The 26901-nt window shown below is 57.9% G+C and carries 21 protein-coding genes; 10 read left to right on the plus strand and 11 right to left on the minus strand.

Features of this window, described 5'->3' with window-relative positions:
• Positions 1–9: 9 nt before the first annotated feature.
• From XI06_RS25165 to XI06_RS25210, 10 genes are all read right to left on the minus strand, one after another.
• Entirely contained in the window at positions 10–1122 is a 1113-nt protein-coding gene (locus XI06_RS25165) for a nodulation protein NodZ (protein ID WP_271606750.1), read from the minus strand.
• A 166-nt stretch (positions 1123–1288) separates the two neighbouring features.
• Positions 1289–3316: a carbamoyltransferase family protein gene (locus tag XI06_RS25170; RefSeq protein ID WP_271606751.1), complete on the minus strand. Its 2028-nt coding sequence runs from the start codon at positions 3314–3316 to the stop codon at positions 1289–1291.
• Between the two features lie 319 nt (positions 3317–3635).
• Entirely contained in the window at positions 3636–4424 is a 789-nt protein-coding gene (locus XI06_RS25175; RefSeq protein WP_271606752.1) for an ABC transporter permease, read from the minus strand.
• Between the two features lie 3 nt (positions 4425–4427).
• Entirely contained in the window at positions 4428–5348 is a 921-nt protein-coding gene (nodI, locus tag XI06_RS25180; RefSeq protein WP_271606753.1) for a nodulation factor ABC transporter ATP-binding protein NodI, read from the minus strand.
• A 1-nt stretch (position 5349) separates the two neighbouring features.
• Positions 5350–7059, minus strand: a complete 1710-nt coding sequence (gene nodU, locus XI06_RS25185; protein WP_271606754.1) for a nodulation protein NodU — start codon at positions 7057–7059, stop codon at positions 5350–5352.
• Between the two features lie 13 nt (positions 7060–7072).
• Positions 7073–7702: a nodulation methyltransferase NodS gene (gene nodS / locus XI06_RS25190; RefSeq protein ID WP_271606755.1), complete on the minus strand. Its 630-nt coding sequence runs from the start codon at positions 7700–7702 to the stop codon at positions 7073–7075.
• Between the two features lie 11 nt (positions 7703–7713).
• Entirely contained in the window at positions 7714–9090 is a 1377-nt protein-coding gene (gene nodC, locus XI06_RS25195; protein WP_271606756.1) for a chitooligosaccharide synthase NodC, read from the minus strand.
• Positions 9091–9106: 16 nt separating this feature from the next.
• Positions 9107–9766: a chitooligosaccharide deacetylase NodB gene (nodB, locus tag XI06_RS25200; protein WP_271606757.1), complete on the minus strand. Its 660-nt coding sequence runs from the start codon at positions 9764–9766 to the stop codon at positions 9107–9109.
• A complete protein-coding gene (locus XI06_RS25205) occupies positions 9763–10395 on the minus strand; it encodes a NodA family N-acyltransferase (protein WP_271606758.1) in 633 nt (210 codons plus the stop codon). The genes nodB and XI06_RS25205 overlap by 4 nt, the downstream gene beginning before the upstream one ends.
• A gap of 54 nt (positions 10396–10449) precedes the next feature.
• Positions 10450–10779, minus strand: a complete 330-nt coding sequence (locus XI06_RS25210) for a hypothetical protein (RefSeq protein WP_271606759.1) — start codon at positions 10777–10779, stop codon at positions 10450–10452.
• Positions 10780–11230: 451 nt separating this feature from the next.
• Between XI06_RS25210 and nodD1 the strand changes: the two genes are divergently transcribed.
• The 9 genes from nodD1 (at position 11231) to XI06_RS25255 (ending at position 23172) form a co-directional block, all read left to right on the plus strand.
• Positions 11231–12175, plus strand: a complete 945-nt coding sequence (gene nodD1, locus XI06_RS25215) for a transcriptional regulator NodD1 (protein WP_271606760.1) — start codon at positions 11231–11233, stop codon at positions 12173–12175.
• Between the two features lie 635 nt (positions 12176–12810).
• Positions 12811–13803, plus strand: a complete 993-nt coding sequence (gene nodD2, locus XI06_RS25220) for a transcriptional regulator NodD2 (RefSeq protein WP_271606761.1) — start codon at positions 12811–12813, stop codon at positions 13801–13803.
• Between the two features lie 357 nt (positions 13804–14160).
• Positions 14161–14583 carry a hypothetical protein gene (locus tag XI06_RS25225; RefSeq protein WP_271606762.1) on the plus strand — a complete coding sequence of 141 codons (423 nt, stop codon included), beginning with the start codon at positions 14161–14163 and terminating at the stop codon, positions 14581–14583.
• Positions 14584–14703: 120 nt separating this feature from the next.
• Positions 14704–15417, plus strand: a complete 714-nt coding sequence (locus XI06_RS25230) for a MerR family transcriptional regulator (RefSeq protein WP_194394345.1) — start codon at positions 14704–14706, stop codon at positions 15415–15417.
• A gap of 325 nt (positions 15418–15742) precedes the next feature.
• Complete coding sequence (locus XI06_RS25235) at positions 15743–16855, plus strand: branched-chain amino acid ABC transporter substrate-binding protein (RefSeq protein WP_271606763.1); 1113 nt, start codon at positions 15743–15745, stop codon at positions 16853–16855.
• A 475-nt stretch (positions 16856–17330) separates the two neighbouring features.
• Positions 17331–18362 (plus strand): LLM class flavin-dependent oxidoreductase, encoded by a 1032-nt coding sequence (locus tag XI06_RS25240; RefSeq protein ID WP_271606764.1) that lies wholly within the window; start codon positions 17331–17333, stop codon positions 18360–18362.
• Between the two features lie 1942 nt (positions 18363–20304).
• Positions 20305–20682, plus strand: a complete 378-nt coding sequence (locus tag XI06_RS25245) for a NolY (protein ID WP_271606765.1) — start codon at positions 20305–20307, stop codon at positions 20680–20682.
• Positions 20683–21376: 694 nt separating this feature from the next.
• Entirely contained in the window at positions 21377–21604 is a 228-nt protein-coding gene (locus tag XI06_RS25250) for a hypothetical protein (protein WP_271606766.1), read from the plus strand.
• Between the two features lie 842 nt (positions 21605–22446).
• Positions 22447–23172: an outer membrane protein gene (locus tag XI06_RS25255; protein WP_271606767.1), complete on the plus strand. Its 726-nt coding sequence runs from the start codon at positions 22447–22449 to the stop codon at positions 23170–23172.
• Between the two features lie 347 nt (positions 23173–23519).
• Here XI06_RS25255 and XI06_RS25260 read toward each other — a convergent pair whose 3' ends face one another.
• Positions 23520–24245 (minus strand): LuxR family transcriptional regulator, encoded by a 726-nt coding sequence (locus XI06_RS25260; protein WP_271606825.1) that lies wholly within the window; start codon positions 24243–24245, stop codon positions 23520–23522.
• A gap of 1347 nt (positions 24246–25592) precedes the next feature.
• Between XI06_RS25260 and XI06_RS25265 the strand changes: the two genes are divergently transcribed.
• A complete protein-coding gene (locus XI06_RS25265; RefSeq protein ID WP_271606768.1) occupies positions 25593–26309 on the plus strand; it encodes a sulfite exporter TauE/SafE family protein in 717 nt (238 codons plus the stop codon).
• Positions 26310–26901: the final 592 nt, after the last annotated feature.

Genomic DNA, 26901 nt, shown 5'->3' on the forward strand with positions numbered 1-26901 from the left:
CAACGGCTCTCATGAAGCCACGAGCGCTTGCGAGGATTCTTCAATCAGGATCAATCGACTCGGATCGTTCAAATCGAATTCTATAACGCGTGGGGCAAAGAGACGCGCATAGCGCGTAAAGGCGCTCGTCGGGGGAAAACGAATCACAGTGTCGCAGCGCGCAAGGAGGTACATATCGATGAGGGCGGAAAAGCCGCCCTCGGCTCCTAGCGCGGCGTTGTGCAATGGGCCGGCCTGAGGGGCCTGGAACTGTTTTGGAATCGTGAAAACATCAGGAAATGTCGTCGAAACCTTCTCAAGGACGAGCGCGCTGTCCGTGCACAGGAAAGCCCTCACGGGTTTTGCGTGGGGTAAACCCCGGGCCTTATCAATGGCATTACAGACCTGTCGGAAGGCGCGCTCCGGGTCAGCCCAGTAGGGGGCATGCCCCATGATATCCTCGCCGTTGCCATGCCGGACATGAATGCCGATTACGCTGTACGGCTCAAAGTGCTCGCGGTAGATAGCATCAATTCGAGCCTGAATTTCAGGCCGTGGCTTGATGCTTCGAAAGATTACTCGTTCGGCCTCCTGATCGCAGCGCCACATCAGGCAGGCGTCACACACAACCGTCTCAGCATCACTATCTTTCCGACTCTGGAACAGTTGATCGAGCTCGTCGCGTTCCCGGAAAATCTGCTCGTCCGGGCGATAGACGCAATCGATGGATGGCTTGTTCCACCATGCCGGGAAGAATGGTCCGGGAAATGAACGCCGATTGATCTCGTCGTCGCAAATCACCCGCACGCCAGCAATGTCTTGAACCGGTTCGAAGAAGACTGGAAAGGCGTTGGTGAATGGCTCATCGAGATAACAAGATCCCCGCCAATCAATGGCTAGCGTCCGACCTGTCTGCTTTGCGAAACGCCAGGCGGCCGCCAGTGACCACAGGCAGTCGCCGAACCCCGTACGGCGCCGGGAAACTACGAACCGATCATTCCTCGAACCGCTAAGCATCTGCATTGCCTCTTCCCGGGCTCCTGGTTGGACAAGAGACGTCGTTGCAGACATCTCAGGTATTATCTTGTTTGGCGTCATGGTCTGAAATCGCGGTGCCGGCGAGCTGCGTCGGTAGAACTTCATAGCAGCGCTTTCCGTGATGGGCCGCGTTCTCTCAACACTTTTTGTCTTTCTTCAGCGGTGTTGCGTCGGCGCTCCGATTTTAGTCGGATGGCCGATGAACCTTGTGCGTCGGATGGCCTGGCCTCTTCACATGCAGGCATAAGCATGGCCATGCTCTGAGCTTCGGCTATGTTTCGCTTTGCAGTTTATTGCGGCCGCAAGCCCCGCGCGGCGGATGCAGGCGAACGCCCCGCAGCTCCCACACGAGCCGCAGTTCCTTCACGAGATCTTCACGCTTGCCCTGGCCTAGTATGGTTGCGTCGAGAAGCGAGCCGAGCGACGCCTCGCCCTCGATCCGCATCAAGATCTCGAAAAGCTCATATGAGATACGCATACTGCCGCGGCCTGAATGTCCCGTGCGGATCTCGCAGACTGTTTCCTGACGATCTGGCCCCGTGTGGGAGCGAACACGATGAAGGGATGCATACGGCGGCAATGAAACGCCCAGTGCACTCCACTCCTGCAGTGATGCTGCCCGCTTCCTGACGAGGAAAGGCCCAACAACAAGTCCGTCCAGGTCAGTCGTCAAGAACGTGGTGATCGCATCTGAAACGGACTCCACGATCGGCTCGGCATTGTTGTTAAATGACGTATTGAGAAGAACCGGGATGCCGGTTCGCCTCTTGAAAGCATTAATTACATCCCAATAGGTGGGGTTTGTCCTGCGCGATACTGTCTGCAGCCGAGCGGTCCCATCAACGTGCGTGGTCGCACCGAGCACGTTACGCTTGGCTTCACGCACACGAACCACGAAGTTCATGAAGGGGAGCTGCTGCGTGCCGTCCGGGAGCTCAAAGAACTCGATCGCATCCTCCTCCAGTACAGATGGCGCAAACGGGCGATAGCCCTCGCGCTTCTTGACCATCGCGTTGATGCGGTCCTTGTTTTCCGCAGGCCGCGGGTCCGCAAGAATGCTGCGGTTACCAAGCGCACGTGGGCCGAATTCAGAGCGGCCCTGAACCCAGCCGATTACAGCGCCATTTGCCATCCATTCTGCCGCACTGGATGCTATGTCATCACTTCGTTGAATGTCGAGGTGGCCTGACCATGCGTTGAGCTCATGCTCTACGGCTTGCTCGGTTCCGAGATCGGGCCCCCAATAAACGTCCGGCAGTCGCTCGCGCGGCGCTGGCCTGCCAAGCTCGTTTGACATCATCAATGCAGCGCCGAGTGCGCAACCGGCGTCGTGCGCTGCGGGTTGGACAAAGATGTCGTCAAATAGCCCGGAATAAAGCAGCTTGCCGTTCAGCGTGCAGTTATGGGCTACACCCCCAGCCAGGCACAAGCGAGTCATGCCCGTCGCTTCGCGATAGTGGCGCAGGATGTGAAACACGATCCGCTCCAGCGCTTCCTGCAGCGAAGCGCTGACATCTCGATGCTGTTGGGTGAATGGTATTCCTTTTCGCCGAACCTCAATGTTGCGGACTAGGGCCGGACCGATTCGATCCAGGTGAACGCGATAGCCACCGTTGTCCAACAACTCGTAGAACCGCGCGAAGAGCTCGCGATAGGGAGCGGGATCACCGTACGGGGCAAGGCCCATCACTTTGGACTCGTCGAATAACCCGTAGCCGAGATACCGGATCGTCTCGAGATAGAACAGTCCCAGGGAGTTATGTTCCGGGAAGGTTGCAAGTTTCGCAATTTCGGTGCCAGACCCCACCGACAATAGGCCCGAGAGAAAATCGCCACCGCCGTCGATCGTAAAAACGAGACTTTGCTCGAACCCGGACATAGCAAACGCGCTCACGGCATGCGCCTCGTGGTGATTCACGAAGCAAAGCCGGGACGGATCGATCTCGGCGCCGAACTCCCGTGCCAGCAGCTGCCGCAGCAACAATTTGGCGTCCAGCGGAACGGGCTGAGAAACAGAAAGACGCTCGAGCATAGTATTGCAGTAGGCTTCAGTCGCGTAGAACGCGACACGGTCGATCTCGCCGAGCTCAACTCCTGCGATGGAAAGGCAGTATCGGATCGAATTGCTCGGGAGCTTGTTGGAGTGCTTGACGCGATTGAGGCGTTCCTCTTCAACAGCAGCGATCACGCGCCCATCGCGCACAAGGACCGCTGCTCCATCGTGAAGAAATGTATTCGGCAGCTCCGGCGAGCTTTCATAGATTCGGTCAAGACCGCCACTAATTCCCAGGCACAACATGTCATTCTCCATTCGATGATGGCGGGACGGTCAACTGCCGTTCCATCTATCTGTACAGTCACGCTCCGTCGGCTGCACGGACCAGACAGCACAACCAGGATCTTCAAGTCCGTCTCGGCGGCTAGCGAGAGGCGCTCAGAAAATAACGGCGCTGGCGTCCGCACCAATCGACTGAACAGGCGACCGCAGACCTGGCTCGATCGCGGCGCTCTTAAGGCCGTTCAGCAACTGCTGTGACAGACCAGGTCCTCCCGAGCTACCGCAGAAAGCATCGTGACCCTGCATCGATTTGACTTTCTCCGTTATCGCTCAACTCACGTCAACGCAGCAGGCGGCGCCGAAACAGTACCGTCGACACGAAGAAGGACAATACCGCGTACAAGCAAAGCGCACCGACATGCAGCACAGCGTCGTCGGCGCCGCGCTCAAGCATCACTGGGCGAATGAGGTCGACCGAATGTGCGAGCGGCAACAATCCGGCGAAGTGCTGAAATGAGCCGGGCAGTTGGCTCATCGGAAAGACCGCGCCACACAGAAACACCATAGGGCTAAGGATGAGTGACTGGTAAAACACGAAGTAATCATAAGTTGGCGCAAGAGATATGACGACCATTGCCATGCTGGCGAAGACAAGGCCGGTAAGGGCGACTGTTGGTATCGCACAGAAAATCGACGTCCAGGATGCATAACCCAACGTGGCAGCGACAATCCCAATTGCTGTCCCGGCCAGAACGGACTTACTGGCCGCCCACATCAATTCACCTAGAACGATGTCGCCAAGCGTGAGCTGTGTGAACAGAATTGCTTCCCAGGTGCGCTTGGCATCCATGCGAGCAAAGGCTGCATACAGGGTTTCAAAGGTCGCGGATGTCATGGCGCTGAGCGCGACCATACCCGCTGCCAGAAAAGCGATGTACGAAGTCCCCTCGACCCGTCCCACGATGAGGCCGAGGCCAAAGCCAAGGCCGAGCAGATTGGTTATGGGATCTGCGAGGTTGCCGAGAAGCGATGCAAGCGCGACTTTCCTCCATGCCAGGAAATTTCGACGCCATACCGCGATCCAGTTGTACGCGTTAGCGGGCATTACCGCCGCATAGCTTTCACCCATCGCTCACTTCTCCATCTCGCGCCCGGTGAGCCGCAAAAACACGTCTTCGAGATTCGGCGGGCGCTGCAGAATACGAAGGCCCGCTCGCCCTCGCAGTTTCACGCGTACCTGCTCCGGATATGACGCATAACAAAAGAGAGTCTCTCCACTCACTTCGATGTGCCGCGCATACGGCCTGACCAGTTCGCAGAGCTGATGTAGATCCCCCCCATAGATTTCAATGACGTCGCAGCCAATATGCTCATCGATCAGAGCGTCTGGCTTGCCTTCGGCGATCTTGCGTCCACCCTCGAGGACACACAGCCGATCGCACAGGCGTTCGGCCTCTTCCATGAAGTGAGTGGTCAAGAGAATCGTCTTGCCCCGCCCAAGCAGAACTCGCAGACGTTCCCAAATCAGGTGACGGGCGTGCGGATCCAAACCAGTCGTCGGCTCGTCCATCACGAGCAGATGCGGGTCATTGATTAGCGCCCGCGCCAGCGTCAGCCGCCGTTTCATGCCGCCGGACAACTCAGAGACGCGCGTGTGCGCCTTGCTTTCGAGGCGCGCAAACTCGAGCAGCGACGGCGCGATCGCCTCGATCTTGCGAGCGCTCATGCCGAAATAGCGGCCAAACACAAGCAGATTCTCTCGCACAGTGAACTCGTGTTCAAGGTTATCGAACTGCGGCACGACGCCGATGCGCACACGCGCCACACGAGCGCGGGAAGGCACAGGCTCATTGAGGACCGTAATCTTGCCTGCGTCCGGCGAAATCGTGCCGAGCAACATACGCGCAATCGTACTCTTGCCAGCTCCATTTGGCCCAAGCAGGCCGAAGCATTCTCCGCGCGCAACCGAGAACGATAGTTCATTGACGATGACCTTGTCGCCAAATGACTTTTTCACGTCGGCAAGGTCGATCGCTATCGTGGACATGTTCATCTTAGGCTGAAAGAAGTCGTTCAGCAGACGAGGGCTTCTTAACGACCGTCTTGGCCCAGAGCTGGCCGTCGCACCACACATGCTCAACACGCCCCCATTGGCAGGCCGCGGCAGCATCCGGGAAGAATCCCCTTCCGTGGAGGTTGGCGCTCGTGTTGCAGAGTAGCGGAATCCCAGTGAGTTGCTCAAATTCGACGAGAAGCGCGGCGACCTTGTGCGGAGAGTAGCGGGAGATTGTCTGCAGCCGCGCCGAGCCGTCAAGGTGCACCACAGCGGGAACCTTGTCGCGCCATTCCGCCCGGGTCTGGTGATCGAATAGCATATAAGGATCTGGCGTACCTGGGCTGAAAATTTCTGACGCCCGATCCTCCAGACAGATCGGCGCCACCGGCCGGAAGTGCTCACGATGCTTGATGTCGTTGAGATGATCCTTCATTGCCGCCGAGGTCGGCGCTGCGAGAATGCTTCTGCCGCCCAACGCCCGTGGCCCAAGCTCGGCGCGCCCGGAAAGGAAGATGACCGGCTTGTTGTCGGCGAGAATCACCGCAAGTTCACGCAGACTGCATGGCGCCGCCTCCCACTCCGGCGGAAGCTCGCTGTCCTGCAGGGACGGACCACTGTAGACTGACCATTCCAATGGCCCGAAGCCATTCTGCACCGCCATCGCGCCGCAAGCAGCGCCAATTGCCGAACCGCTGTCATTCGGAAACGGCGGCACCCAAACATCATCGAACAATCCCGCCGCACGAAGCGCGCTGTTCCACTTGATATTCAGACCGCAACCTCCGGCGATACATAGATTTCGCGCTCCCGGAAGGGACGAGTGTCGCAGCAAAACCATCGCCATTTCCTTGACAAGAAGACGTTCCACGAACGCATGAAACGACGCGAGGACGTCCTCCGCTCGCTTGGCCGTCAGGCGCAATGCGCTTGCCTCGAAGAAGTCGTGTACAGCTGCAAGCGACGATTCTGCATTGTTGATGTCAGCGCGGTAGCGACGAGCCTGCTCCGTGTCAGCGGCGAAGCGCTTTTCGTAGAGCTCCTGAAACACTGCCACAATGCTTTCGTCGACAGAACCAAGCGCGATGTAAGCCATCAGCTTGCCGGCGATGCCTAAATCCCAACTGGAGCGGTTCGGCTGCCTGTAAGGGCCGAAGTGAAGGCCCGCGGCAGCATAGGCATGGCCGATCATCGGGAACAGGGATGCGATGAACCGTGCCCCCCGGGGTTCCACATAATAAAGACGCGGAAAGATGCAGCCATCCCATACCAGGCAGAACGCGGGTTTTCCCGCGCTGGCAAAGGGACTGGTGCTATATGCTGACGCGACGTGGCCCGTAACATGCGGGTAGCTCTTATATGGAAACACCTTGCCTCCGAGGATCAGGCCAAAGCCGTCGACGGAATCAAGAAGGCCCTCAGCATGGCGCTCGACATACGGCGCCCCTTTCAGCGCGATCGGTACAGCGCCACTTAGGACCTGGAACTGCGACTCAATCTCCCCATCCCAGCCGTCGATGACGAACTGATCGATATCCCGCGGATCCAGGCCATGCTCCGCCAAGGCGAGCACGACTGCATCGACATTCTCGACGGATTGATAGCGTGGACTGTTGCCGCGCTTCTCTTGCTCGGTGCAAAAGACAAGCCGCCCGTCCTCGACGACAGCAATTGCACCGTCATGTGTTAACTTGATGCCGCAGATGCGCATACGATCCCCTGCTCTAGTGGCCGACGTTTGATTGTTCTGACGAATGACCCGGCTTCCGGAACCGGACGATCAAGCAGTCTTCGTTGACCGACTCGGTGTGGCAATGCAGACGCTCGACCTCCGATAGGCTCTCGTTGAAGAGAGCGATCACCGTTTCGGCACCAGCAGCATGGCCCCATCGTTGACATGTGGCATCACGTGCGGACCCCAAAATCAGAGCTCCATTTGGCGCAAGCATACTCACTAGGTTGCGGATAGCCGCATGCATCTCGACAATGTCCTTGAGGTAGTAAAGAACTTCGGCCACGACAATCAAATCGAACCGCTCGGTGGTCGAGAACCGCTGGATGTCGGAGGTCACCCACGTGATATGCGACCACTTCCTGGTCCGTCGTCGCGCTCGCTCGATGGCCTGCGGCATGACATCGACCACAGTGAGCCGTTCGCATAGCGGCGCCAGCATGCCGGTGAATGCACCGGCTGCACATCCCACTTCGAGGGCACACGCAACGTCTCCATTGCAGCGCGACATCCGGAGCATTTGCGCGTATCGCTCCTGCTCGAAGGAACTGCTGTCGAGGCGCCATGGATCGTCGGCAGACAACTCTCGCTCTAATAGCTGATGGTTTGCGTCCGGGATCATGAGCCTATCACCTACTTGCAGGCGGTCGAACGATCGCAACCGCAAACACTCTTCGTTGCCGTTTGGCTCGATTCAGGGCTCGAAAGCCCTGCCTTATGAATTATTCCAGACATTCCCCATTTACTTGCAGCACTTCGTCCAGCGTTCGGGTGCGGGATGACAGACTGCTTTTCCCCTTCGGCCGGCACATTGACGACCTTGCGCGATAGCCAATCGCTGTTGCTCAAGGTACAAAGCGCATAGGCCTTCAAAGGAAGTAAGAGAAAGATATTGATCGGTGTGTGGAGCGCGAAGCCGAGAAACCGCAGTTCGCGAGCACGAAGGGCTGCCACACTGCAGCGGACCATTGTCATTGCTGCAAGCGTCAATCCTGTCCACCAGGGTACAGAGCCGGCGATTAGGAGCTGTGCGAGCGCAGCCAGTGATGACAGGGCGAGAAGCAACGGGCCGAGATTTTGCCCGACAACGTCTAGCGTCAGATAGCCATCGAGCTCTGGCAGCAGGCGTAATGCAAGGAACGTGTCCCGGAAGGTACTGCGCGCCCAGCGGAGTTGCTGGCGTAGATATGGCCCAAGGCTATCCGGGACGACTGTTGCTGCGATCGCGTCCGAGACGTATTCCGTTCGAAATCCCGCCTTGAGCATGAGGATCGTTAGATGGCGATCCTCGCCGAAATCGCTCGGCTTCCCACGAAAGAATTGGGCTTCGTATTGATCGAGAAGCAAGGCCAGCGCGGAGCGACGATACATGGCACATGGGCCGCAGCAGCACATGACGGCGCCGAAACGCGCCTGCGCCGCGCGCTCCTCGTTGCATGCCAACCAGTATTCCATATCGATCAACTTGGTCAGCCAGGTTTGGCTGCGGTTGCTCGCTATCAACTGACCCATGGCCGCACCGACTTCCGGGTCGTGCATCTTCAATACAAGCTTAGTGACGACGTCAGCGGCAAGTATCGTATCCGAGTCAACGTTGAGGACCAAGTCACCGGATGAGCCGCGTATTGCGGCGATCTGCGCCTTGCGCTTTCCAACGTTGTTTGCCAGCAAGATGACGCTGAACCTCGGATCGTTCGCATAGATTTTGTGTACAGGCGCGACAACGTCGCGATTTGCAGATCCGTCGTCGACCACATACACCTGTAGCTTTCCGGTGTAGTCTTGACTCGCCAGCGACTCCAGACATTGGGCGAGCGTGATTGGATCCTCGTTGAAGCACGGTACGATGACGTCTACACTGGGAAGGACCGCCTCCGATTGTCCCAGGTTGTCCTGCAGCGATGGGTTCGTCGCCGGTTGGGCATAAAGCGCTTGCGCGCTCTTGTAGATCGTCGAGAGCAGCGCATAAGACGAAACAGCGACGGCGCTTGTTGTAGCGAGCAGGTCCATAGGGTGTCAGTTTTTTTCAGTGAAGTTGAGGGAGTGGACGGATTACAAACCCGCGCCGTTGTAGCGCCGGGATCAGATGTGACAGCGCGATGGTGGTCTGATCGCGTAGCGTGGCATCAGTGCACGGTCGCTCCTCATCAGGAGGATATCCGTCGTGCAGGAGCACAATTGCACCCGGGCGAACGCTCGCCAGTACTGAATTCACAATTCTATCAACCCCGGGGCGGGACCAATCCCTCGGATCGACCGACCAGTGCACAGCTGTGAGACCAGCGCTCGCTGACACAGCGAGCACCTCTTGTGTCCACATGCCGTAAGGTGCTCGCATGTGCCTGGGTGAGGCCTGCGGGCACGCCGAACGGATCGCCTCGCTCGCCGCCAGAACTTCATCGCGTACCTCCGCTGGTCCGCATCTGGATAGATCCGGATGCGTCATCGTGTGGTTCGCAACCTCGTGCCCTTCCGCGATCATTCGTCGAATGAGTTCAGGTTGTTCGGCCGCGTACGTGCCGATCACGAAGAACGTCGCCGGAGTCCGATGTTGCGCCAGCACATCGAGCACCTCTGGCGTGCAAAATGGATTTGGCCCATCATCAAAGGTCAAATACACGGGGCGACTTCCACTCACGTCAGCGTAGTCGCAACGGACAGCAGATAGGGGGAAAAGCTCTTTCACAACTCGGGCCCGTTCCGATCGATGATCGTCCCGGCCGGCCACTCGCTCATCGAGCGTCCAACCGGAAAAACCACCACGATCACGTCTTCGATGCGGATCGGCGACAAATTGGGATAGACATCCGGATGCGTGGAGCGGACGCGAATGCCAGATATGAGGGTGGCGAGCCCCTGCCTTTCGACCAGTCGGGTCATATGCTTCTCAAGCGCAGGCCGAACCGTGCCAAAGCCGAATGGAATCCCAAGCTTCTGCAGCATGGGATACATCACGCGCATTGCCTGGCTAATTCCCAGGCCTTCAAGATCCGGGCGCACCGCATATAACCCCAGTTCGCCCACGAGAAGGTCGACCCCACCAACGTTGATGAAACGGCGTAGTAGCCCGACGTGAGCAGCTATCCCACGCGCGTCGTAACCGATTACGCGGACCTCAGGTCTTGCACCGGCCCAACTTCGGTTGCCCTCAAATGGCTGCGCATTGAACGCACCGGTCGGCCCGTAACTTTTGCGGAAGAACTCGGCGAGCTCGGCATGATCAGCGAGCCGCAGTTCGCTTTCCCAGCGAAGGCTCCACTGCACTTGAGCGCGCGCGGTAGGAGCTCCCGCAGTCCGGGATGCGGCAATGTTCATGGCGGGCTTCCTTGCGCCAGTGGAATTATGAGCGGAGATGGTCACGAGAATTCGCTAGTCGCCGAACCGCTGATCAATACTGAAATGTGCTGCCTTGCCCCCTCGGAGCGCCGCACTCCTCGCCTGCACCGCGCCATGCGCCTTCGCTCGCGACGAAGCGATCTCATGGTTCGCACTCGTCATCCGGCCAATGCCCTGCGCGAGATAGGCCGGAAGATGCCGGCGAGGCAATTGGACTAGCCAGAACCTGCCTGCACCACGGAGCTTTTCGGCCTCGTCTAACATCTCTGTCGACGTTTTGACGTCTGCGGGCAGGCCTTCGATGCGCGGCGCCTCATCGATGGCGCAGCCGAGTGGCATCAGATCACACTGGTTCTTATACATCTTCGACACGCCCTGAATGCGGTGGACAGGCGAGCCATTTGGAGAGTCGCCTGAATGACTGGGCATCCGCAATCTGCGCCTGCCGCTATTTCCCGACACTAGAACGCAGCTGAACGCGCTCTCAAGTGTACGCGGGTAAACCTGCAATATGGAAACGGATGAAACACGCATACCAAGGTTTATGGAGATCTGCCTGGCGTCTCGATCGAGCGGCTTTCGCACCGAGACGAAGCGACGCGGCTCGCACGGCGCGCACATAGCCGCGCTCGAAGCGGATGCGCCGGCTGCTCGCACGTCCAGGAGCTTTTCTCTGAGCCAGCGTGAGCGAGCAGCAGCCATCGTGGTATGCCTGATTACTTTTGCAAACTGATGTTTGCTATCCAACGTCCAGCAATTTGGTAAAATCGATTGTTCCGATGGAACACATCCACACGATGGATAGACTTACAACATGCGGTTCAAGGGACTTGATCTAAACCTTCTCGTTGCGCTCGATGCTCTGATGACGGAGCGCAATCTCACAGCGGCGGCGCGCAAAATTCACCTGAGCCAGCCCGCTATGAGCGCTGCGATCGCGCGGCTGCGCACCTATTTCCGCGATGAACTGTTCACCATGAGAGGTCGCGAGCTCGTCCCGACACCTGGCGCGGAGGCGCTTGCAGGTCCGGTGCGCGAGGCCCTGCTGCATATCCAACTCTCGATCATATCGCGGGACGCGTTCGACCCTACTCAGTCGAGCCGACGCTTCAGGTTCATCCTCTCCGATTTCATGACGATCGTCTTTCTTCGCAAAATTGTGGACCGCATTGCACAGGAAGCCCCCGCGGTGCGCTTCGAATTGCTGCCATTTTCCGATGAACCCGATGAGCTGCTCCGCCGGGGCGAGGTGGACTTTCTCATTCTGCCGGAGCTGTTCATGTCGAGCGCGCATCCTAAGGCGATGCTGTTTGACGAGACCCTCGTATGCGTCGGATGCCGCGAGAACAAGCAGCTATCGCGGCAGCTGACATTCGAGAAATACATTTCGATGGGGCACGTTACGGCGAAGTTCGGACGGGCGCTCAGACCAAACATCGAAGAGTGGTTTTTGCTTGAGCACGGCGTCAAGAGACGCATTGAGATCGTTGTGCAGGGCTTTAGCCTGATTCCGCCCATATTGTTAGACACAGGCCGTATCGGCACAATGCCCTTACGACTCGCCAAACACTTCGAAAAGCGGATGCCACTGCGGATCGTCGAACCGCCGCTCCCGCTGCCCACATTTACTGAGGCTGTGCAGTGGCCTGCGTTCCACAATACTGATCCGGCGAGCATTTGGATGCGGCGGATATTGCTGGAGGAAGCATCCAACATGGCATCTGGGCATCTGGATCCTCCAACTCGCAGGCGCTGCTAGGCTCACCGTAAGCCACTCTCGGCACGATCCAAATACGCTAACAATCCTTCGACCTAGTCGGCCGCTTTCGTCACTTCTACGTCTCTGAGGCCAAGCTGCCAGCGACGGGCGATCGGCTGCGAAGACTTGCCGAGTCGTGAGCGTGGTGACCTCGCAGATGAGGCGCTTGCACCGCAAACAGGCGACGCCGGGCACTATCGCGGCACAACACGCCTCCTCCGGTACAATAATGTTTGGCTTGCCGCAAAAAATCGCTTGAACCACACACTGCGTCAGGTTGTAGGTTGGCCGCCGTGATGAAAGCTGTGCTAGGCGGCTCTCGACTGGACGCTTTGGCGAACTCACGGTACTGGCCGGACATTGGGTTGATCTGCCATTAACCAACCGGCCGGGTCCTGTTGCGTGGGTCGCGGGAACCGGCGACACCGATCACCTTTGGGACTCCTGACGGCTTCCGGCCGCTGCTGGTCGGCCTACCGCCTTGCTCTCCATTGTTGCGGTCAATGCACGAGCGTCTTTTTCGCGGTCGTGGGATGGAAACGATGTCCATTCGTGCGAGCCAATAGGACCTCTCCAGACGCAGCCATCACCGCTTGGTGTATGCGCCCAATTACGTTCGTGCCGGATAAGAAGACATGCGTTTCAAAGGTCTGGATCTAAATCTTCTCGTCGCGCTGGATGCTCTAATGACTGAGCGCAACCTCAGCGCAGCGGCCCGCAAGATCAATCTTAGTCAGCCGGCCATGAGCGCAGCTGTTGCCCGGCTGCGCTCCTACTTCCGTGATGAGCTGTTTGGGATGAGGGGGCGGGAACTTGTCCTGACCTCACGCGCGGAAGGACTCGCAGCCCCCGTACGCGAGGCTCTAACGCACATCGATCTTTCAATTATCGCGCGGGACGTGTTCGATCCAGCTCGATCGAACCGGCGATTCAGGATCGGCCTTTCTGATTTTATAACAGTCGTATTCTTCCGAAATGTCGTGGAGCGCGTCGCGCGAGAAGCACCGGCCGTCAGCTTCGAACTGGTCGCGCTCACCGATGAGCACGATGAACTTCTCCGCTGCGGCGAAGTCGATTTTGTTATCCTGCCGGAATTGTTCATGTCCGGAGCGCACCCCAGGGCGACCCTATTCGAGGAGAGACTGGTCTGCGTAGGTTGCTGCTCAAACAGCCAACTACTACGGGGGCTTACATTTGATCGGTATATGTCGATGGGGCACGTCGCGGTTAAGGTCAAAGGCGCGCGCAAGACGCCGGTCGAAGAATCCCTTTTACTCGATCTAGGTCTCAATCGGCGCATCGACATTCTCGTGCAGAGCTTCAGCATGATCCCGCCCCTGCTGGTAGGCACCAACCGCTTAGGGACGATGCCATTAGGGCTCGTAAAGCATTTCCAAAGAACAATGCCCCTTCGCATTGCGGAGCTCCCGCAGCCATTCCCCGCCTTCACTGAGGCGGTTCAATGGCCCGTGCTTCACAATAGCGACCCGGAAAGCCTGTGGATGCGAGAGATATTGTTGCAGGAAGCTACCCGCATGGCAACTGGGCAAGAGGCCTTCATCATCTGCACTTCGGAGCGGGCTGATACTGCCGGAGATTTCGCACGATCCGTCTCGCCGTTGTCGTAAGGACGTTCGTAAGATCTGCGAACCTCATATCCCAACGAATGTCTCAACGCATACAGTTTTGGCTCGCCTCGCTCGAATTCATGGACGCTCTATAAAGATGATCGCAACAGACGGCTATCATGACGACGTTGTGTACGTCTTCCGCACGTTGGCAATAGGCTCGACGTGCGAGCGGCGGGTCAGACTGTTGGCCTGGTTTTAGAGACAGGGACGTACGTTGCACCCGGCCGCCGGGCGCACCTGCTGTCGATACAGCAGAATCGGCGCCGGGCTACCCTCGTCAACTCTCCGAATCAGCAGTGGCCCCCGAAGAGCGGAGACGCTTCAGCTTCTTCGGAAGCCGTACCATCACGCACCGTGAGCGTGATGGTCATTGATCATGCACATGACCACGATCTCTTGCGCCGTCGAGGCAAGCATCGCGCACGCATGTTGCCCTGTCGCATCACATGGGAGTACATCGCATCTTCGTCGCTCCGCGCCGCGGGTCTGACTTCTTTTGGCCCTATCGCAGCCAAACGTCTTGACGACGTGCGCTGCCATGACGCAATGACAAGCAAGGAGCTGAACTTGGAGCAATGCAGCGGCGTATTCGATCCGGAAGAGCTTTCCGTCCTGGGACGCTTTTATGATAGTGCGATCACCGCGCTACCCCCATCGATGCGAAGTCCGGAAAATCGCACAGCAATCGCCAAACTCATCCTGGAGCGTACAACGGCTGGCGAGGCTCAACTGGCATGCCTGACGAACTTGTTGATCACCATTTCCCCTCAGGGTTGATCCCCCGCCATTCTGAGGATAGTCACCAGTCTCGCGCTGGAATGGAAGACGATCCAGCTAGAGCTTTGAAATAGCTTGAATCACACGTGACGTCAGGTTGTAGGCTTTGAAATGAACAACATGAGCAAAGCTACACCACGAAGGCGTCGATGGCGCATTGGCGAACTTGCAGAGGCGACCGGAGTAACGGTACGCACGCTGCATCATTATGAACACACCGGGCTCCTAGCAGCTTCAGAGCGTACTGACGGCGGCCACCGGATGTACGACCGCGAAAGTGTGCAGCGGGTTCACCAAATTCGAGCGCTACGTGAGCTTGGCTTCTCCCTTGTCGAGATCCGTAAAGCTATGGAGGGCACGACCTCACTTACCGATCTTCTGCGCAAACATTTAGAACGGATAGAGCTTCAAGTCGCTCGAGCAACTCTGCTGCGAGATCGCTTGCGCAACATGACCATCGACAGTGATATCCAGGTAAGTGTGGATGAGCTGCCTGCCACGCTCAACGCCATGTCGCGGGTCGAGACGCATAATCAGACGTCCCGATGCACCTGCAAGTTAGCTGCAGATCGCGAAGAGCGGTGGCGGCGGATCCGCGACGACCTGCGTGATTGTATGGATCGAGGCGAGCATCCTTGCGGCGAGCGGGCAAAGGCTGTCGCAGTTGCAGCACGCTTGCTGATCGGCGAAATCGCTGGCGCCGATTCACGCGTTTCGATGATCCTGAAGGTACTTGCACGATTAAGCGCCCCCCGTAGTTTGGCTGGTTGGGATCCCTGCCTGATGCAATATCTCGATCTGGCCCTTGGCGGGTTGGAGGATCAGCCGTACTGATGTCCTCCTGGCCGACCGCAAGGCATTGCTGATCGGCCCTGGCAATCTGAAAAGGCGATGGCGCTTGGCTGATCGGCGGCTCTGACGCGGTCCGACGGAAGCCGGACAGCCCTCATGACCTCCGATCGGCGATTCCTGAGGCACAGATCGAGGCTCCGTTAAAAAGGGGCTTGAACCGCACGTAACGTCAATTTGTAGGCTCAACCGTGGTCGAAACTGGCCGACCTTGACGCCAGGACTTCACCTGGCACACGGCCTCGACGTGCAGGCAGGCCTGATCACAGCTGCTCGCGGTTCACTTCAGGTAAGCATTGGGAGCTCTACGATGTTAAATGGGCGTTACGCTTCTGCTGCGAGTGCAGCGCTTCTCTTCTGCGCCCTCGCCTCGGTTGCGCGCGGCTCCGAGGTAAATATTGCCGTAGTTGGCCCAATGAGCGGAAGCAGCGCTGCCTTCGGCGCGCAAATGCGCGATGGTGCGGCTGCGGCGGTGGAGGCGCTCAACGCTTCTGGCCTACTCGTCAATACTAAGGTGATATTGACTGTCGCCGACGACGCTTGCGACCCGAAGCAAGCTGTCGCAGTTGCGAATAAGCTCACAACAGAGCGGATTCGGTTGGTCGTTGGCCATTTTTGTTCTTCTTCGTCGATCCCGGCTTCCGAGATTTACGCCGAAGCAGGCATCATTCAGGTGTCACCAGGCTCGTCAAATCCTCAGCTAACAGAACGCGGCCTGGAGACTGTCTTTCGGATCTGCGGCCGCGACGACCAACAGGGCATCGTTGCCGCAAAGTATATTCACCGAAACTACCCTAACGACAAGATCGCGGTGCTCGACGACAAGAGCACCGCAGGTAAGGGTATCGCCGACGTGGTTGACGCACAGCTTCGGAAGTTCGGTGAACAGGTCATTCGGCGAAGCTACGTAGCCGGTGAAAAGGATTACAGAGCGCTGGTCTCAAGAATGAAGAAGGATCGGGTGCGCGTCGCTTATATCGGCGGCTATCATACCGAAATCGGATTGTTTGTACGCCAGGCGTCAGAAGCAAGAGCGGGACTCATCGTCATGGCGAACGATCCGTTGATGACCTCTGAGTTCTGGGCCATTACAGGCAGCGCCGGAAATGGCACGTTGTTTACCTTCATGCCGGACCCCGCCAGGAATGCCGATGCGGCCGGCGTGGTGGCCGAACTCAAAGCTTCCAACCTGACCGCTGAAGGCTACACGCTTTATGCCTATGCGGCCGTGCAAGCATGGGCAGAGGCGGTGAACCGGACCGGTTCTTTCAATGCTGTGCGCGTAGCTAGCGCACTTCGTTCACGACCGACCGATACCGTGATTGGCCCAGTCCGGTTCGATAGAAAGGGAGACAATGCGGCTCCTGGCTTTCTGGTTTACCGCTGGCGAGAGGGCCGTGTTGAAACTGTCGAGCAGAACTGATTGGCGTCATCGCTATCTCCCCGAAGCCAAAGCGACACGGATAATGAGACGCGCTCAGATCGGAGAAGCGATACTCGCAAGCTCTCTCATACTTGCAGCCTTCGGAGCGTTTTTCGCGTTCGTTGCAGCGCTTGCAGAGCTCCCCGACGTCGCCCTGACGGAGACGCTACGTCCGATGATAGACAAATAATAGCCGTGCCGGGCTGATCTGGCTCGCGAGGCATAGGACCTCTGAAGCGAATAACGATGCTTCTGGTCGAGCATAACTCGCCTTTGGAGGCGATTCGCGGACGTCTATCAACGGCGCGGCGACGGCATTTCGAATTCTCGTCACCCGCTCACACGGTGCAGGCCCAGATCCACGCACTCAAAGAAAAACAGCCTGGCCGGTCCAAATGACGAACGAGACCTCTTTGAACTCAAAGGCACGCAGCAACCAGGACCCGCCATCTGACCGTAATCGGAGATTGATCGAGTGAAGAGTGGCCTTTCTTCAAGACTAAGGTGCGGCATTTTCGACCATTTAGATGACGACGGCCAAGATGCCGCACGACAATATGAAGATCGTCTCAAGCTGATCGAGGTGTGCGACTCGCTCGGCTTCTACGCTTATCACCTGGCCGAACATCACTGCACACCTCATGGCAGAGGGCCCTCGCCGCACCTGTTCCTATCAAGTGTCGCGCAGCGCACCCGGCGATTACGGCTCGGTCCGCTCGTACTGTTGCTCAACCTTTATCATCCATTGCGCGCATTCGAAGAGATCTGCATGCTTGACCAATTGAGCGGCGGCAGGCTCGAGATCGGGATAGGCCGCGGCTCCCAGCCGATTGAATGGGGCTATTTCGGCATCAGTGCAGACGCCGCACCAAGTCGTTATGCGGAAGCCAGTGAAATCTTGAATATTGCGCTGAAGGGACACACGCTATCTTATCAGGGAGACCACTTCGAGTTGAGCGACGTGCCCTTAGCGTTGAGGCCCCATCAACGTCCCTATCCGCCCATCTGGATCGCAAGCAATCGGGCTGAGTCGGCGCAGTGGGCCGCGGCAAATGCCGCCAATCTGGCGTGCATAGGCCCCGCCTGCGTTGTCCGGAACGTTACGGACACCTACCGTTCCCATCGACCCCACAGCACAGCCGCACACGGCCGCGAGCCACTTCTCGGGCTGGCCCGCATGATCGTGATTGCGAAGTCTGATCAGGACGCTCATGCGGCGGCCGAAACTGCGTATCGCCGATGGCTGGAGAGCTTTAAGTTTCTTTACGAGCTTAACGCCATTCCGACACCGCGCGCCCTTCCGCTGACCTTCGATGCAGCACTTGAGAGCGAATTGTGCGTCGTTGGAACGCCGGCCTCCGTCCGACAGGTCCTTCTCCAGCAGATGGAAGTGGCGGGTGCCAACTACTTGCCTTGCCAGCTTGCATTCGGAAACCTTCCGCTGGAGATTTCCCTGTACACCGCAACTGCAATTAAAGCTGAAATTCTCGATAGCTTTGGCGGATAATGTTCGCGTTGGGGGATCGTATGCGTGGCAAGTATACCGACGCACTGAGGTTATCCGAGGCTGGTTGCCATATTGGTTGTCCTTGCCCGGGGCGCAAAGGCGACCGTCAGCCTCAATGGCGGCGATATCTGACCGCCTCGCGCTCCTATTTTGGGGACAGCTTTGGCTAAGTTGTCTGCGAACCGCTTTATCAATTATCCGCGGTCGAACGCTCTTCGTCCGCTTCGATCTCGCGGACCTTTTCAATGAAGACCCGCGATTGCTCAGGGCTCATCCTGCATCTGCGGGCGGCCGGAGCTGGTCGGACAGTCCGGACGAGACTCTATGACCCTCCCTTCGGCTTATGGGGATCGATGAGTTTCTCTCACCTTCGTGAGATCTGGAGTCCAATTTAGAGGTATTCGCCTGCGCTCGCTGCTGGGACCTTTCTGGGCCGCCGGTCATCAACGAATCAGCAAGCTCGTCTAAGAGGCCCATAAGCTCACTGCACCAAACCGGCAGGAAACAACTAACTGACCCGCTTTCGATGTAAGAGGTGAGATTACGCGCGTCCGCGATCCACGAACTGGATGCATCCCATCGACACTTTCGATTTTACCAATTTCAGCCAAATACCCATAAGTCGATCGCCGGTTTCCGGAAAGCACATTCCACGGATGTCGTTTGAGCAATGAACCGATTTTACTTTCAGCATAGTCGCAGGGCGCTTCAAGGTTCTCGTGGCTGCTTCGCCAACGACAGCCATCAATCTTTGGAATCGACGCACGAGCGGCGTAAATGCGGTCAGATCGCTAATCGCAACGTCTGGCGCGTAATCTGTCGCGCTGGCGCCTCCCCCTTTGCAATCATACTAAGGCCCTCCAGGAAGATCGACTCTCACGCACACTGCTTGGCCAAGGCAAATGCGCGCGCTGCATAGAATTGGAGCAGGCGAACCGTCCTCTAGACCGGTGCAGGCTGCACTTTTTGCCCTGACCAGGCGGGCAGCACCGACGATCCGACGCTGTTGCGGCCTCCAAACAAAGCAGTGCAGTTGTCTATCTGACCACGCTATTCTCCGGCCAGGACGAGGCACTGATGTCGATGGGCGTGATGCGAACAGCCTCGCGATCTTACTGCCACCCCTACACGTGGTGTGATCGTGGATTCTCACTCTGCTCGCGTCCTCAGTCTTCGTCGTCGGGCGGCTCCCGCACCCATTTCCTACAGACTGACGCTACCCTATCTCATTCTATGCGCCGGCCCTCTTCGCATATCCCGGCGCGATTATCCCTTCTCTGCAATCCTTACATCGCCACCGGAACGAGGGGTGGACGCGATCTGCCGGTCTTGTCTCTTATCGCGCCCCTTCCAGGAGCCGATCCGCCCCCTCGCCGGGCCAGCATCGCCTGTCAACGAATGCAGAGAGAAACCGCAGACATGTGAAGCGGATGTTAATTCTGGGTTGCCTGGCATGAGCTGGGGCATAAACGTCTGGCATGATGATGAGACCGGTCTGGACCAGCTGACGGCGCGCCGCCTTCAGCAACAGCTTCGTCCAGCGCCGAGCGCTCTTGGCACTCTGCCTGGCAAGGCCTCAGGTTACGTCTGGATTGCTATGTCAGGCGACAAGCAATCGCGCAGCAGTTCGAGCCGCAATTCTCGACTTGCCGTCATCGCGGCGTGCCCGCCGGCTGGAGTTACTGCGACTGTCGACGCGCTGGATCGGCTCAATGGTCGAATCACATGACAGTTCACAGCGTTCTCTGGTCGATTCCGCCTTTGCGCTCTCTTCGCGGCACATGCCTGCAACCCTCTCTCTTCGGCGACCGCGCATCCGCACTTTGGCTTGTGCAGCAGCCATTCGCTCTATCGCCCCGTCTGCCGTCTCACGGACGAGAAAGCACGACGCAACCCTTACTCAGCCTGCTTCCTGCATTTAGCTAACTTTGGAGCAAATACCGTGGAACTTGACCCTTCCAATTCACGCTCAGAGGACCTCGAGGATCGCATCGACCTGCAACTTGACCTTGTAGCCGCCCTCGTACGCGAAGAAGGCAACGAGCTCGAAGCGATCCGACTGCTAAACGCCTTGACAAACCAAATGATTATGGCGGAACTCGAGCTCGGCCAGCTCGGCGATGCTAAAACCGGGGGCCCCGCCCGCGACCAGCAAACGACGCGACTCTCGAGAGACCGTGGCGTTTACTACCCAGAAGACCTTCAGGTTTTGGGACGCCTTTTCGATCAGGCCGTGGCGGCATTACCCGAAGTGCTCCGAACTCCCGCTAATCAAATGAAGATCGCGAAAGTAATTCTGTCACGTGCAGCAGCAGACTGAGATTTCATTTGGCTTTCTCTGCGGTTGATGCCGCTTTTATCGATCGTTTATCGCTGGGCTGACTGCTACGGCCGTACGCGCCAGGGATCGGCGACTTGGCGTTTATGGGCTCACCGTCGTAAGCACGCCGGTCCCGCTGGCTTTTCCGTATCACAACTGTTCCCCACCATGTCCGAAAGCGCGAGCCCGCACGGAGAGCAGGAGGCCACAAAGGTCGAGCAAAGGACGACGCCCCGCGGACACACGTCAGAAAGCAAACAAGCAGTGGCCGGAAAACGCCACCCGCTTCGATAAAGCGTTTTAGCTAGAGACCGCGAAAGGGAGGGGAACAATCCATTTTCATCGATCTTCGGCTTTAGTCGTGATTGGCATGGCGCTGATCTTCCGATCGCAGGAAAGAGAGCCTCAATTATCCGACAGATCCCGAGCAAGAAGAGCACTTCGGCAACGAAGCCGCGCGAACAGCGCGAGCTCGTTTCAACCGCTTCAGAATTATTCGAATGCGGCCGGCAATACGACATTCGGGGTCATCGGAACTTCAACAAACATCTATAAGTTCATTGAAGCATCGAGAGCAGCTCGATGGTCCGGGCGTTCTGCGGCTCTGATGTCTTACCTGCTGGGACAAGCCACAGACGCTCGGCTTGCTTTTGCGAAGGTACTTCCTTGTATCAGGACGGCGTGGAGTGTTGAGATGGATCAGCAGACGCAAGATGCTATCGTGAGCGTCGCATTTGATAAAGCCTGGCGTTTTGTTGAGAAGGATCCGTTGCTAGCGCATAATCGCAAGACGGTCCTCCATAGCCGATTGTGCACTTTCCTTGAGTCTTTGATAAGGAAGGGCGAACGGAATACGCTGAATCTGGCTAACGAGGCGATACGCAGCTTGCGGGCTGAACTGGCGCGGTCGACCGAGCAATAGGCGCTTGAACCCGTACTGCCACATAAGCTTGGCTTGTTGAGGCTCTTGGGGACCTTATGCGGCGGAAAAACACCGGGGCAGAGCGTGGTGGAGCTTACCCTCCGCTCATGTTCCGCCCCGCTGAAGAGGAGCACGTTCGCGACGACTATCGCTCCTATGCAGCTCTTATGGTGGCCCCAGACCAGTCACCTGGAATCCGGTGCAAGTCGGCGACGGGACAGCCACGCTAATATTCGCTGGCGCCAGGAAAAGCCATACCGTTTCCTCTCCTGACCCTTCGCTCGGCACGAGCCGCGCAACTTCAAGCAAGGGCCTCCTGAAGCACAGCCGCATCACATCCGTCAATCGAGGCCACGGTTGAGTAGCATTGTGCTACACTTGCGAAAAGTCCTGAGCCAAAAGCGATCCAGGCTGTGATCGATCATCGCCGCAAGCGGCAGCACGACCGTCCTGCCGGAAGAATGAGCTTGAGCGCCCGCGGCGGGTCCTCGATCAGCGGTCTTCATTTGCCGACTCTCTGAATAGCGAGCATGCAGGGACATGCTGACGCGGCCTGGCTCTGGCGCCAGTTAGCGATAAAGGAAGCCAAACAGTTCGCGTCGCGACCCATCAGACGCCATCACGACCGGATCGTGTTCGAAGAAGACTCCGCGCGAAACACGCCACTGTCAGGCCCCAGCATTTCGGTCGAGGCAGTGCATGGCAAATGCACGCTCCACAATCTGACGCGGCGTACGATTGGGCTCATTTCTTTCGATGACATGTTGTGCGGCAGTTACAGCAATTCGCGAGCATATTGTTAAACGCACGGCGCCGGGGGGCATCGAAAGGAACAAACTTAAATGAAGAATTTTCTGATTCTGACCGCAACCATCGGCGCACTCGGTGTCGCGGCTCCCTCGTTCGGCACGGACTTGGCGGGGCAACCTGTCAAGGTCAAGGCGGTCCCGCTGCCGGTCGCAGCCCCGATTATCGATTGGTCCGGCTACTATATCGGCGTCAATGGTGGCTGGGGAACGAGCCGGAACTGCTGGGATTTCAATGGTGTCACTCCCGAGGGCTGCCATAATTCGATTGGCGGCACCATTGGCGGCCAGATTGGCTATCGTTGGCACATCTTCAACATGGTTTACGGCATCGAAGGACAAGGCAACTGGGCTGATTTCAGCGGCTCCAATGTCAGCACCGCCTTTCCGGCAGACACCGTTGGCACCAAGACAGATGCATTCGGCCTTCTCACGGGCCACATCGGCTACGCGTTCAATGCCGTGCTACTGTACGGCAAGGGTGGTGCTGCAGTGACCAGCAACACCTATCACGTCAATTCGGTGGCTACTGGCACCGAGATTGGCAACAACAGTGATGTGCGCTGGGGTGGCGTGCTGGGCGCCGGTGCCGAAGTCAGCCTCACGCCGAACTGGTCAGCTGGCGTCGAGTATAGCCACTTGTTCATGCAGCGCAGCAACATAAGCTTCCCAGCCGCCCTTGGCACGGACCGCACCCACCAGGACATCGACCTCATCACGGCGCGGCTCAATTACAGGTTTGGCTCGCCCTTTCCCAAATAGAGACCTCCACGCGGTGGCGTGAATCGGAACCCCGACCCCGGTCGGGGTTCTTTCCTCAGCTGCTCCTCTCCCTGCCAGCCTCAATCCAGTTCCGAAGCACCAAGTGCGAGCTCGTCTGAGTAATGGATCCAGAGGCTGGTTGGAGTGTGGCCGAGATGCCACCAACACACGGTTAGGAACAGGTCAGTCGATTCCACAATTTATCGATCTCGTGAAGTCCCACAACCTCACCCAGCGTGAGATAGCGGACTTGCTCCAAGGAGCGTCGTATCTGCGCCGCAGGTGCCATGCTCAACGTGCCAGAAGCTGGAAGCCCACGATTGGCTGCTAGTGTCCCGTTCTCAAATTCAAAGAACATTGAGGCGAACAGCTATAGCGACCGCTTGAATTCGGCTGGTCGCATCCAGCTTGCGCATCGCATTCTTGACATGAAAGTTGACTGTATTGTCGCTGATTCCCAGAATTTTCCCAATTTCCCATGACGATTTCCCTTCTGCCACCCACCGCATGCAACTGAGCTCCCGCGGCGATAGTGCCACTTTTCTTTCGCAGCCATTATCGCAGGGACGAGCGATGTCGCCATAGGCGGTGTGAAACTGCCAGGCCAGGGCGTTGAGATGACCGATGCGGTCCTGAGGATCAGCATCGTCGAACGCAGATGCAAACGACACCACAGATATCCGACCCAACGGGCCAAACAACGGCACGCTCATGCCATGCTTCAGCCCCGCCTCTCTCGCCTCCTCCAGTACGCGTCTTTCGTCCGGTTGAAGCTGATAGTGGTCGGCGAGGTGATCCCACAAAAACGGCCGCGAAAGCATCGGCGTACGCCGGACCACCGGATCGATAGTATGGTACTTGCGCTTGAAGTATCGGTCGCACCAGTCTGGCGGCCACTTCACAGCCACAGTCGGGGGTGGATACTCCGCCAGCCGAAGGGGCTCAACGAAGTTGAGAGCGCCGTATGCGACTTCACCGAAACCTTCCTTGGTCGCACAGCTTACAAGAAGCTCGAATAGTGCTCTGAGTGAATGAGTCTGGTTCGCGCATTCGGTGAAGCTAAAGAGGTCCATGGTGGGCGCTTGAGTACGACGAGCGAGCTCCCCGTCGTCGGGTTCGATTGCGCTTGTTTCAGGCGGCGCCAAATTCCAGTCCATGAGCTGCACTCGAGGGTTAGTTATTCGTGCACTCTGAGCGCTCGCGCTGTGCCCGGCGTCATTCGCCAAATTCGTCTTCCTGCCGCCGACGCGCCGGCATGGTCGCATCAAACACCCGAGATAGGGCCATCATCCCTGCCTCCGAGACTGAGCGGCAGTAACCGGTCCAGTCCGCCGATAGCCTACTCGCCAAATTGGAGATCATCGCCGGCCATCCGTGCTGAAGGATTGTGCCATCGTTACGAATCCAACTGTGTCCTCTTTGATGTGCCGGAACTGGCCCCGGGCCCTGGACTGAGCTGACGACAGGAACCAAATAGGCCCTCTGCTAGAGGCTGAGCTCTGTTGAGCTTGCATGGCGAGAAACCGCAGTCGCGTCCGAAGGACCGTTTGGTTTGTGTCGAGGCCGAGCACGACGAGATCCCGGGCTCTGATCTGCGCGATAAGGCTGAGCTCAAGCGGCTTGGCAGCGCGGGAGTCCAGGAGCGCCTCGTGCGCATCCATTCCTTGCCTAGAGACGAAGACAATACGAGATTCATGTTTTTTCCCAATCTTGCGAATTGCCATCGCTAACCGATCGCCGATTCTCCGCCGAGCGACGGCGCCGGCGACGCGATCGATGAGCAACACGGAACAGTCGGGGCAGAAGCCCTACTCCCCGCATCATTGTGCGGCCTCTCATCGAATCCGTCCGGCGGGCCTGGCGCAAACGGACCGAACGTGCAGAAAGAGGCCACCTTAAAGGCGCAACGAGAGATACTCGTAACCGCGAGATCTGCTTGATGCGGAGGAGATTTTGCATGCGCTTCTCCAGCAGGGAGACGACCCGCGCCAAACTAGCAAGTGTCATACCAACTGCTGATTTCACAAAACCAAACGTCCCGACAGGCTTCGAACTCGCATGGTTGGTGCGATGTAGGTCCGTCGAAGCATTCATGACATGCGGAGGAAAGGCGACAGCACCATTGCGAGGTGCGACACGGTGAGCTACAGCAACAAATGCAGCTCACCTCGGCGGCCCGTCGAGTGCCGCTCCCTCAGGTCCTCTTCCAGCCCAGTCAAGTACCAAGTTCGGCAATTGATTGAAGGGTCCAAACATGGCACCCGTCAAGGAACTTGAACTGACTGCACCTCCGGCCAGCGATTCCGGCGAAGCGCTTCGATCCGTTCCTAAGCAGAAACACAGTTAGACCGCACCTGATTGCGCGATTCATGATGGGCTCGGTGGAAAAAGGCGAAGATCGTCGCCAAGATCGGTGAAGCATGGCTTGTCTGCTCTTCGCGATCATCTCACTGCTCTATGCGAGCGTTGGCCAGGCTGGTGGCACTGCATTCGTCTCGCTAATGGCATTTTTTGGTATGTCGTCGACAGAGATGCGCCCGACGGCGCTTGGTCTCAACATTGTCGTCGCGACTTATTCTACGTGGCTCTTCAACCGCAACAAGGCCGTTGACTGGGCCATCCTGCGCCCGCTTCTCTTTTCATCCATGCCAGCGTCGCTTGCCGGCGGCTTGATTGTGCTCGATGACCACATGTACAAGACGCTGACGGGGCTCGTTCTTCTTCTGGCGAGCGCCGTGATGATCATGCAGCGGGGACGCGCTGCTGATCGTGTTTGCGAAACTCCGCTCACAGCAATCGTGAGCATTGGCGCGGCCCTTGGCCTGGTTTCCGGTCTGACCGGGGTGGGTGGTGGAGTGTTCCTCGCGCCGACGCTCATCACGCTGAATTGGGCATCACCGAAGCAGACCGTCGCGTTATCACCCCCTTTTATTCTGGCCATTTCCGCAGTCGGCTTCGTCGGAGCTCTTTTCACCGGCCAATTTCCCTCTCCGGATTTGCCTCTTTACGCTATCTCCGCGCTGGCGGGTGCGGTCGCTGGAACGGTAATTAGTCTGAACTGCCTGAACCCGGCAGGCATCAGATATATCCTCGTGGCGGTTCTGGTCGTTGCCGGCATCCAATTGGTTCTCGCTTGAAAGTCTCAACGGATCGGCAGGAGATCCAGCACGGTCAGCTCGGGTGGGCACATGATGAAGGCCGCAGCTTAAGTCTGGTCCGCGCGCCTTGCCTCACCACCGCGAAAGCCGCCAACGCCACCATAAAAAGCTGTAGGGTCGAGCGACGAGGGGCGGATCACTCGTGCATCCCAGCTCATGGTCATGAGCCGAGCGGTTCGTACTTAGTTACATTCCGTTCGCGCCTCCCATTTGGCGGGAGGGCCAACGTTGGCGGGGCGCGCGAGCGGGATGAGGCGTACCTCCATTCGTCTATTGCTTGCGCGGCCCTCTAATCTAGGGCGCAGTAACGCAGAAGAGCATCTAGTGGAGGCGATCGGGGAGACGCTCTCGCTAGCCTGCGGATCGCGCCAGGGGGCGCAAGACTTCCTCAAGAGCGGTGCCGGCCTGGAAGATCTACTTCAATGTAGAACTGCAACGCCGCGCAATCTCGTGTCCGGTGTGTGTGTGTGTGTGTCGGTTACGTTCTCATGGAGAATGTCAGGGAATGATGTCCTGAGCGTCAGAACGTCGCAGGCCGTTCGAGATGGCATGGATGCGAAGGCGCGGCAAT

Source organism: Bradyrhizobium sp. CCBAU 11434, from assembly GCF_028128895.1.
Classification (GTDB): Bacteria; Pseudomonadota; Alphaproteobacteria; order Rhizobiales; family Xanthobacteraceae; genus Bradyrhizobium; species Bradyrhizobium zhengyangense.

Coding starts and splice junctions, on each gene's coding strand:
- XI06_RS25165 (WP_271606750.1), bottom strand. CDS start 1,122: ATGAAGTTCTACCGACGCAGCTCGCCGGCACCGCGATTTCAGACCATG.
- XI06_RS25170 (WP_271606751.1), bottom strand. CDS start 3,316: ATGTTGTGCCTGGGAATTAGTGGCGGTCTTGACCGAATCTATGAAAGC.
- XI06_RS25175 (WP_271606752.1), bottom strand. CDS start 4,424: ATGGGTGAAAGCTATGCGGCGGTAATGCCCGCTAACGCGTACAACTGG.
- nodI (WP_271606753.1), bottom strand. CDS start 5,348: ATGAACATGTCCACGATAGCGATCGACCTTGCCGACGTGAAAAAGTCA.
- nodU (WP_271606754.1), bottom strand. CDS start 7,059: ATGCGCATCTGCGGCATCAAGTTAACACATGACGGTGCAATTGCTGTC.
- nodS (WP_271606755.1), bottom strand. CDS start 7,702: ATGATCCCGGACGCAAACCATCAGCTATTAGAGCGAGAGTTGTCTGCC.
- nodC (WP_271606756.1), bottom strand. CDS start 9,090: ATGGACCTGCTCGCTACAACAAGCGCCGTCGCTGTTTCGTCTTATGCG.
- XI06_RS25205 (WP_271606758.1), bottom strand. CDS start 10,395: ATGAACATTGCCGCATCCCGGACTGCGGGAGCTCCTACCGCGCGCGCT.
- XI06_RS25210 (WP_271606759.1), bottom strand. CDS start 10,779: ATGTATAAGAACCAGTGTGATCTGATGCCACTCGGCTGCGCCATCGAT.
- nodD1 (WP_271606760.1), top strand. CDS start 11,231: ATGCGGTTCAAGGGACTTGATCTAAACCTTCTCGTTGCGCTCGATGCT.
- nodD2 (WP_271606761.1), top strand. CDS start 12,811: ATGCGTTTCAAAGGTCTGGATCTAAATCTTCTCGTCGCGCTGGATGCT.
- XI06_RS25230 (WP_194394345.1), top strand. CDS start 14,704: ATGAGCAAAGCTACACCACGAAGGCGTCGATGGCGCATTGGCGAACTT.
- XI06_RS25235 (WP_271606763.1), top strand. CDS start 15,743: ATGTTAAATGGGCGTTACGCTTCTGCTGCGAGTGCAGCGCTTCTCTTC.
- XI06_RS25250 (WP_271606766.1), top strand. CDS start 21,377: ATGGATCAGCAGACGCAAGATGCTATCGTGAGCGTCGCATTTGATAAA.
- XI06_RS25255 (WP_271606767.1), top strand. CDS start 22,447: ATGAAGAATTTTCTGATTCTGACCGCAACCATCGGCGCACTCGGTGTC.
- XI06_RS25260 (WP_271606825.1), bottom strand. CDS start 24,245: ATGGACCTCTTTAGCTTCACCGAATGCGCGAACCAGACTCATTCACTC.
- XI06_RS25265 (WP_271606768.1), top strand. CDS start 25,593: ATGGCTTGTCTGCTCTTCGCGATCATCTCACTGCTCTATGCGAGCGTT.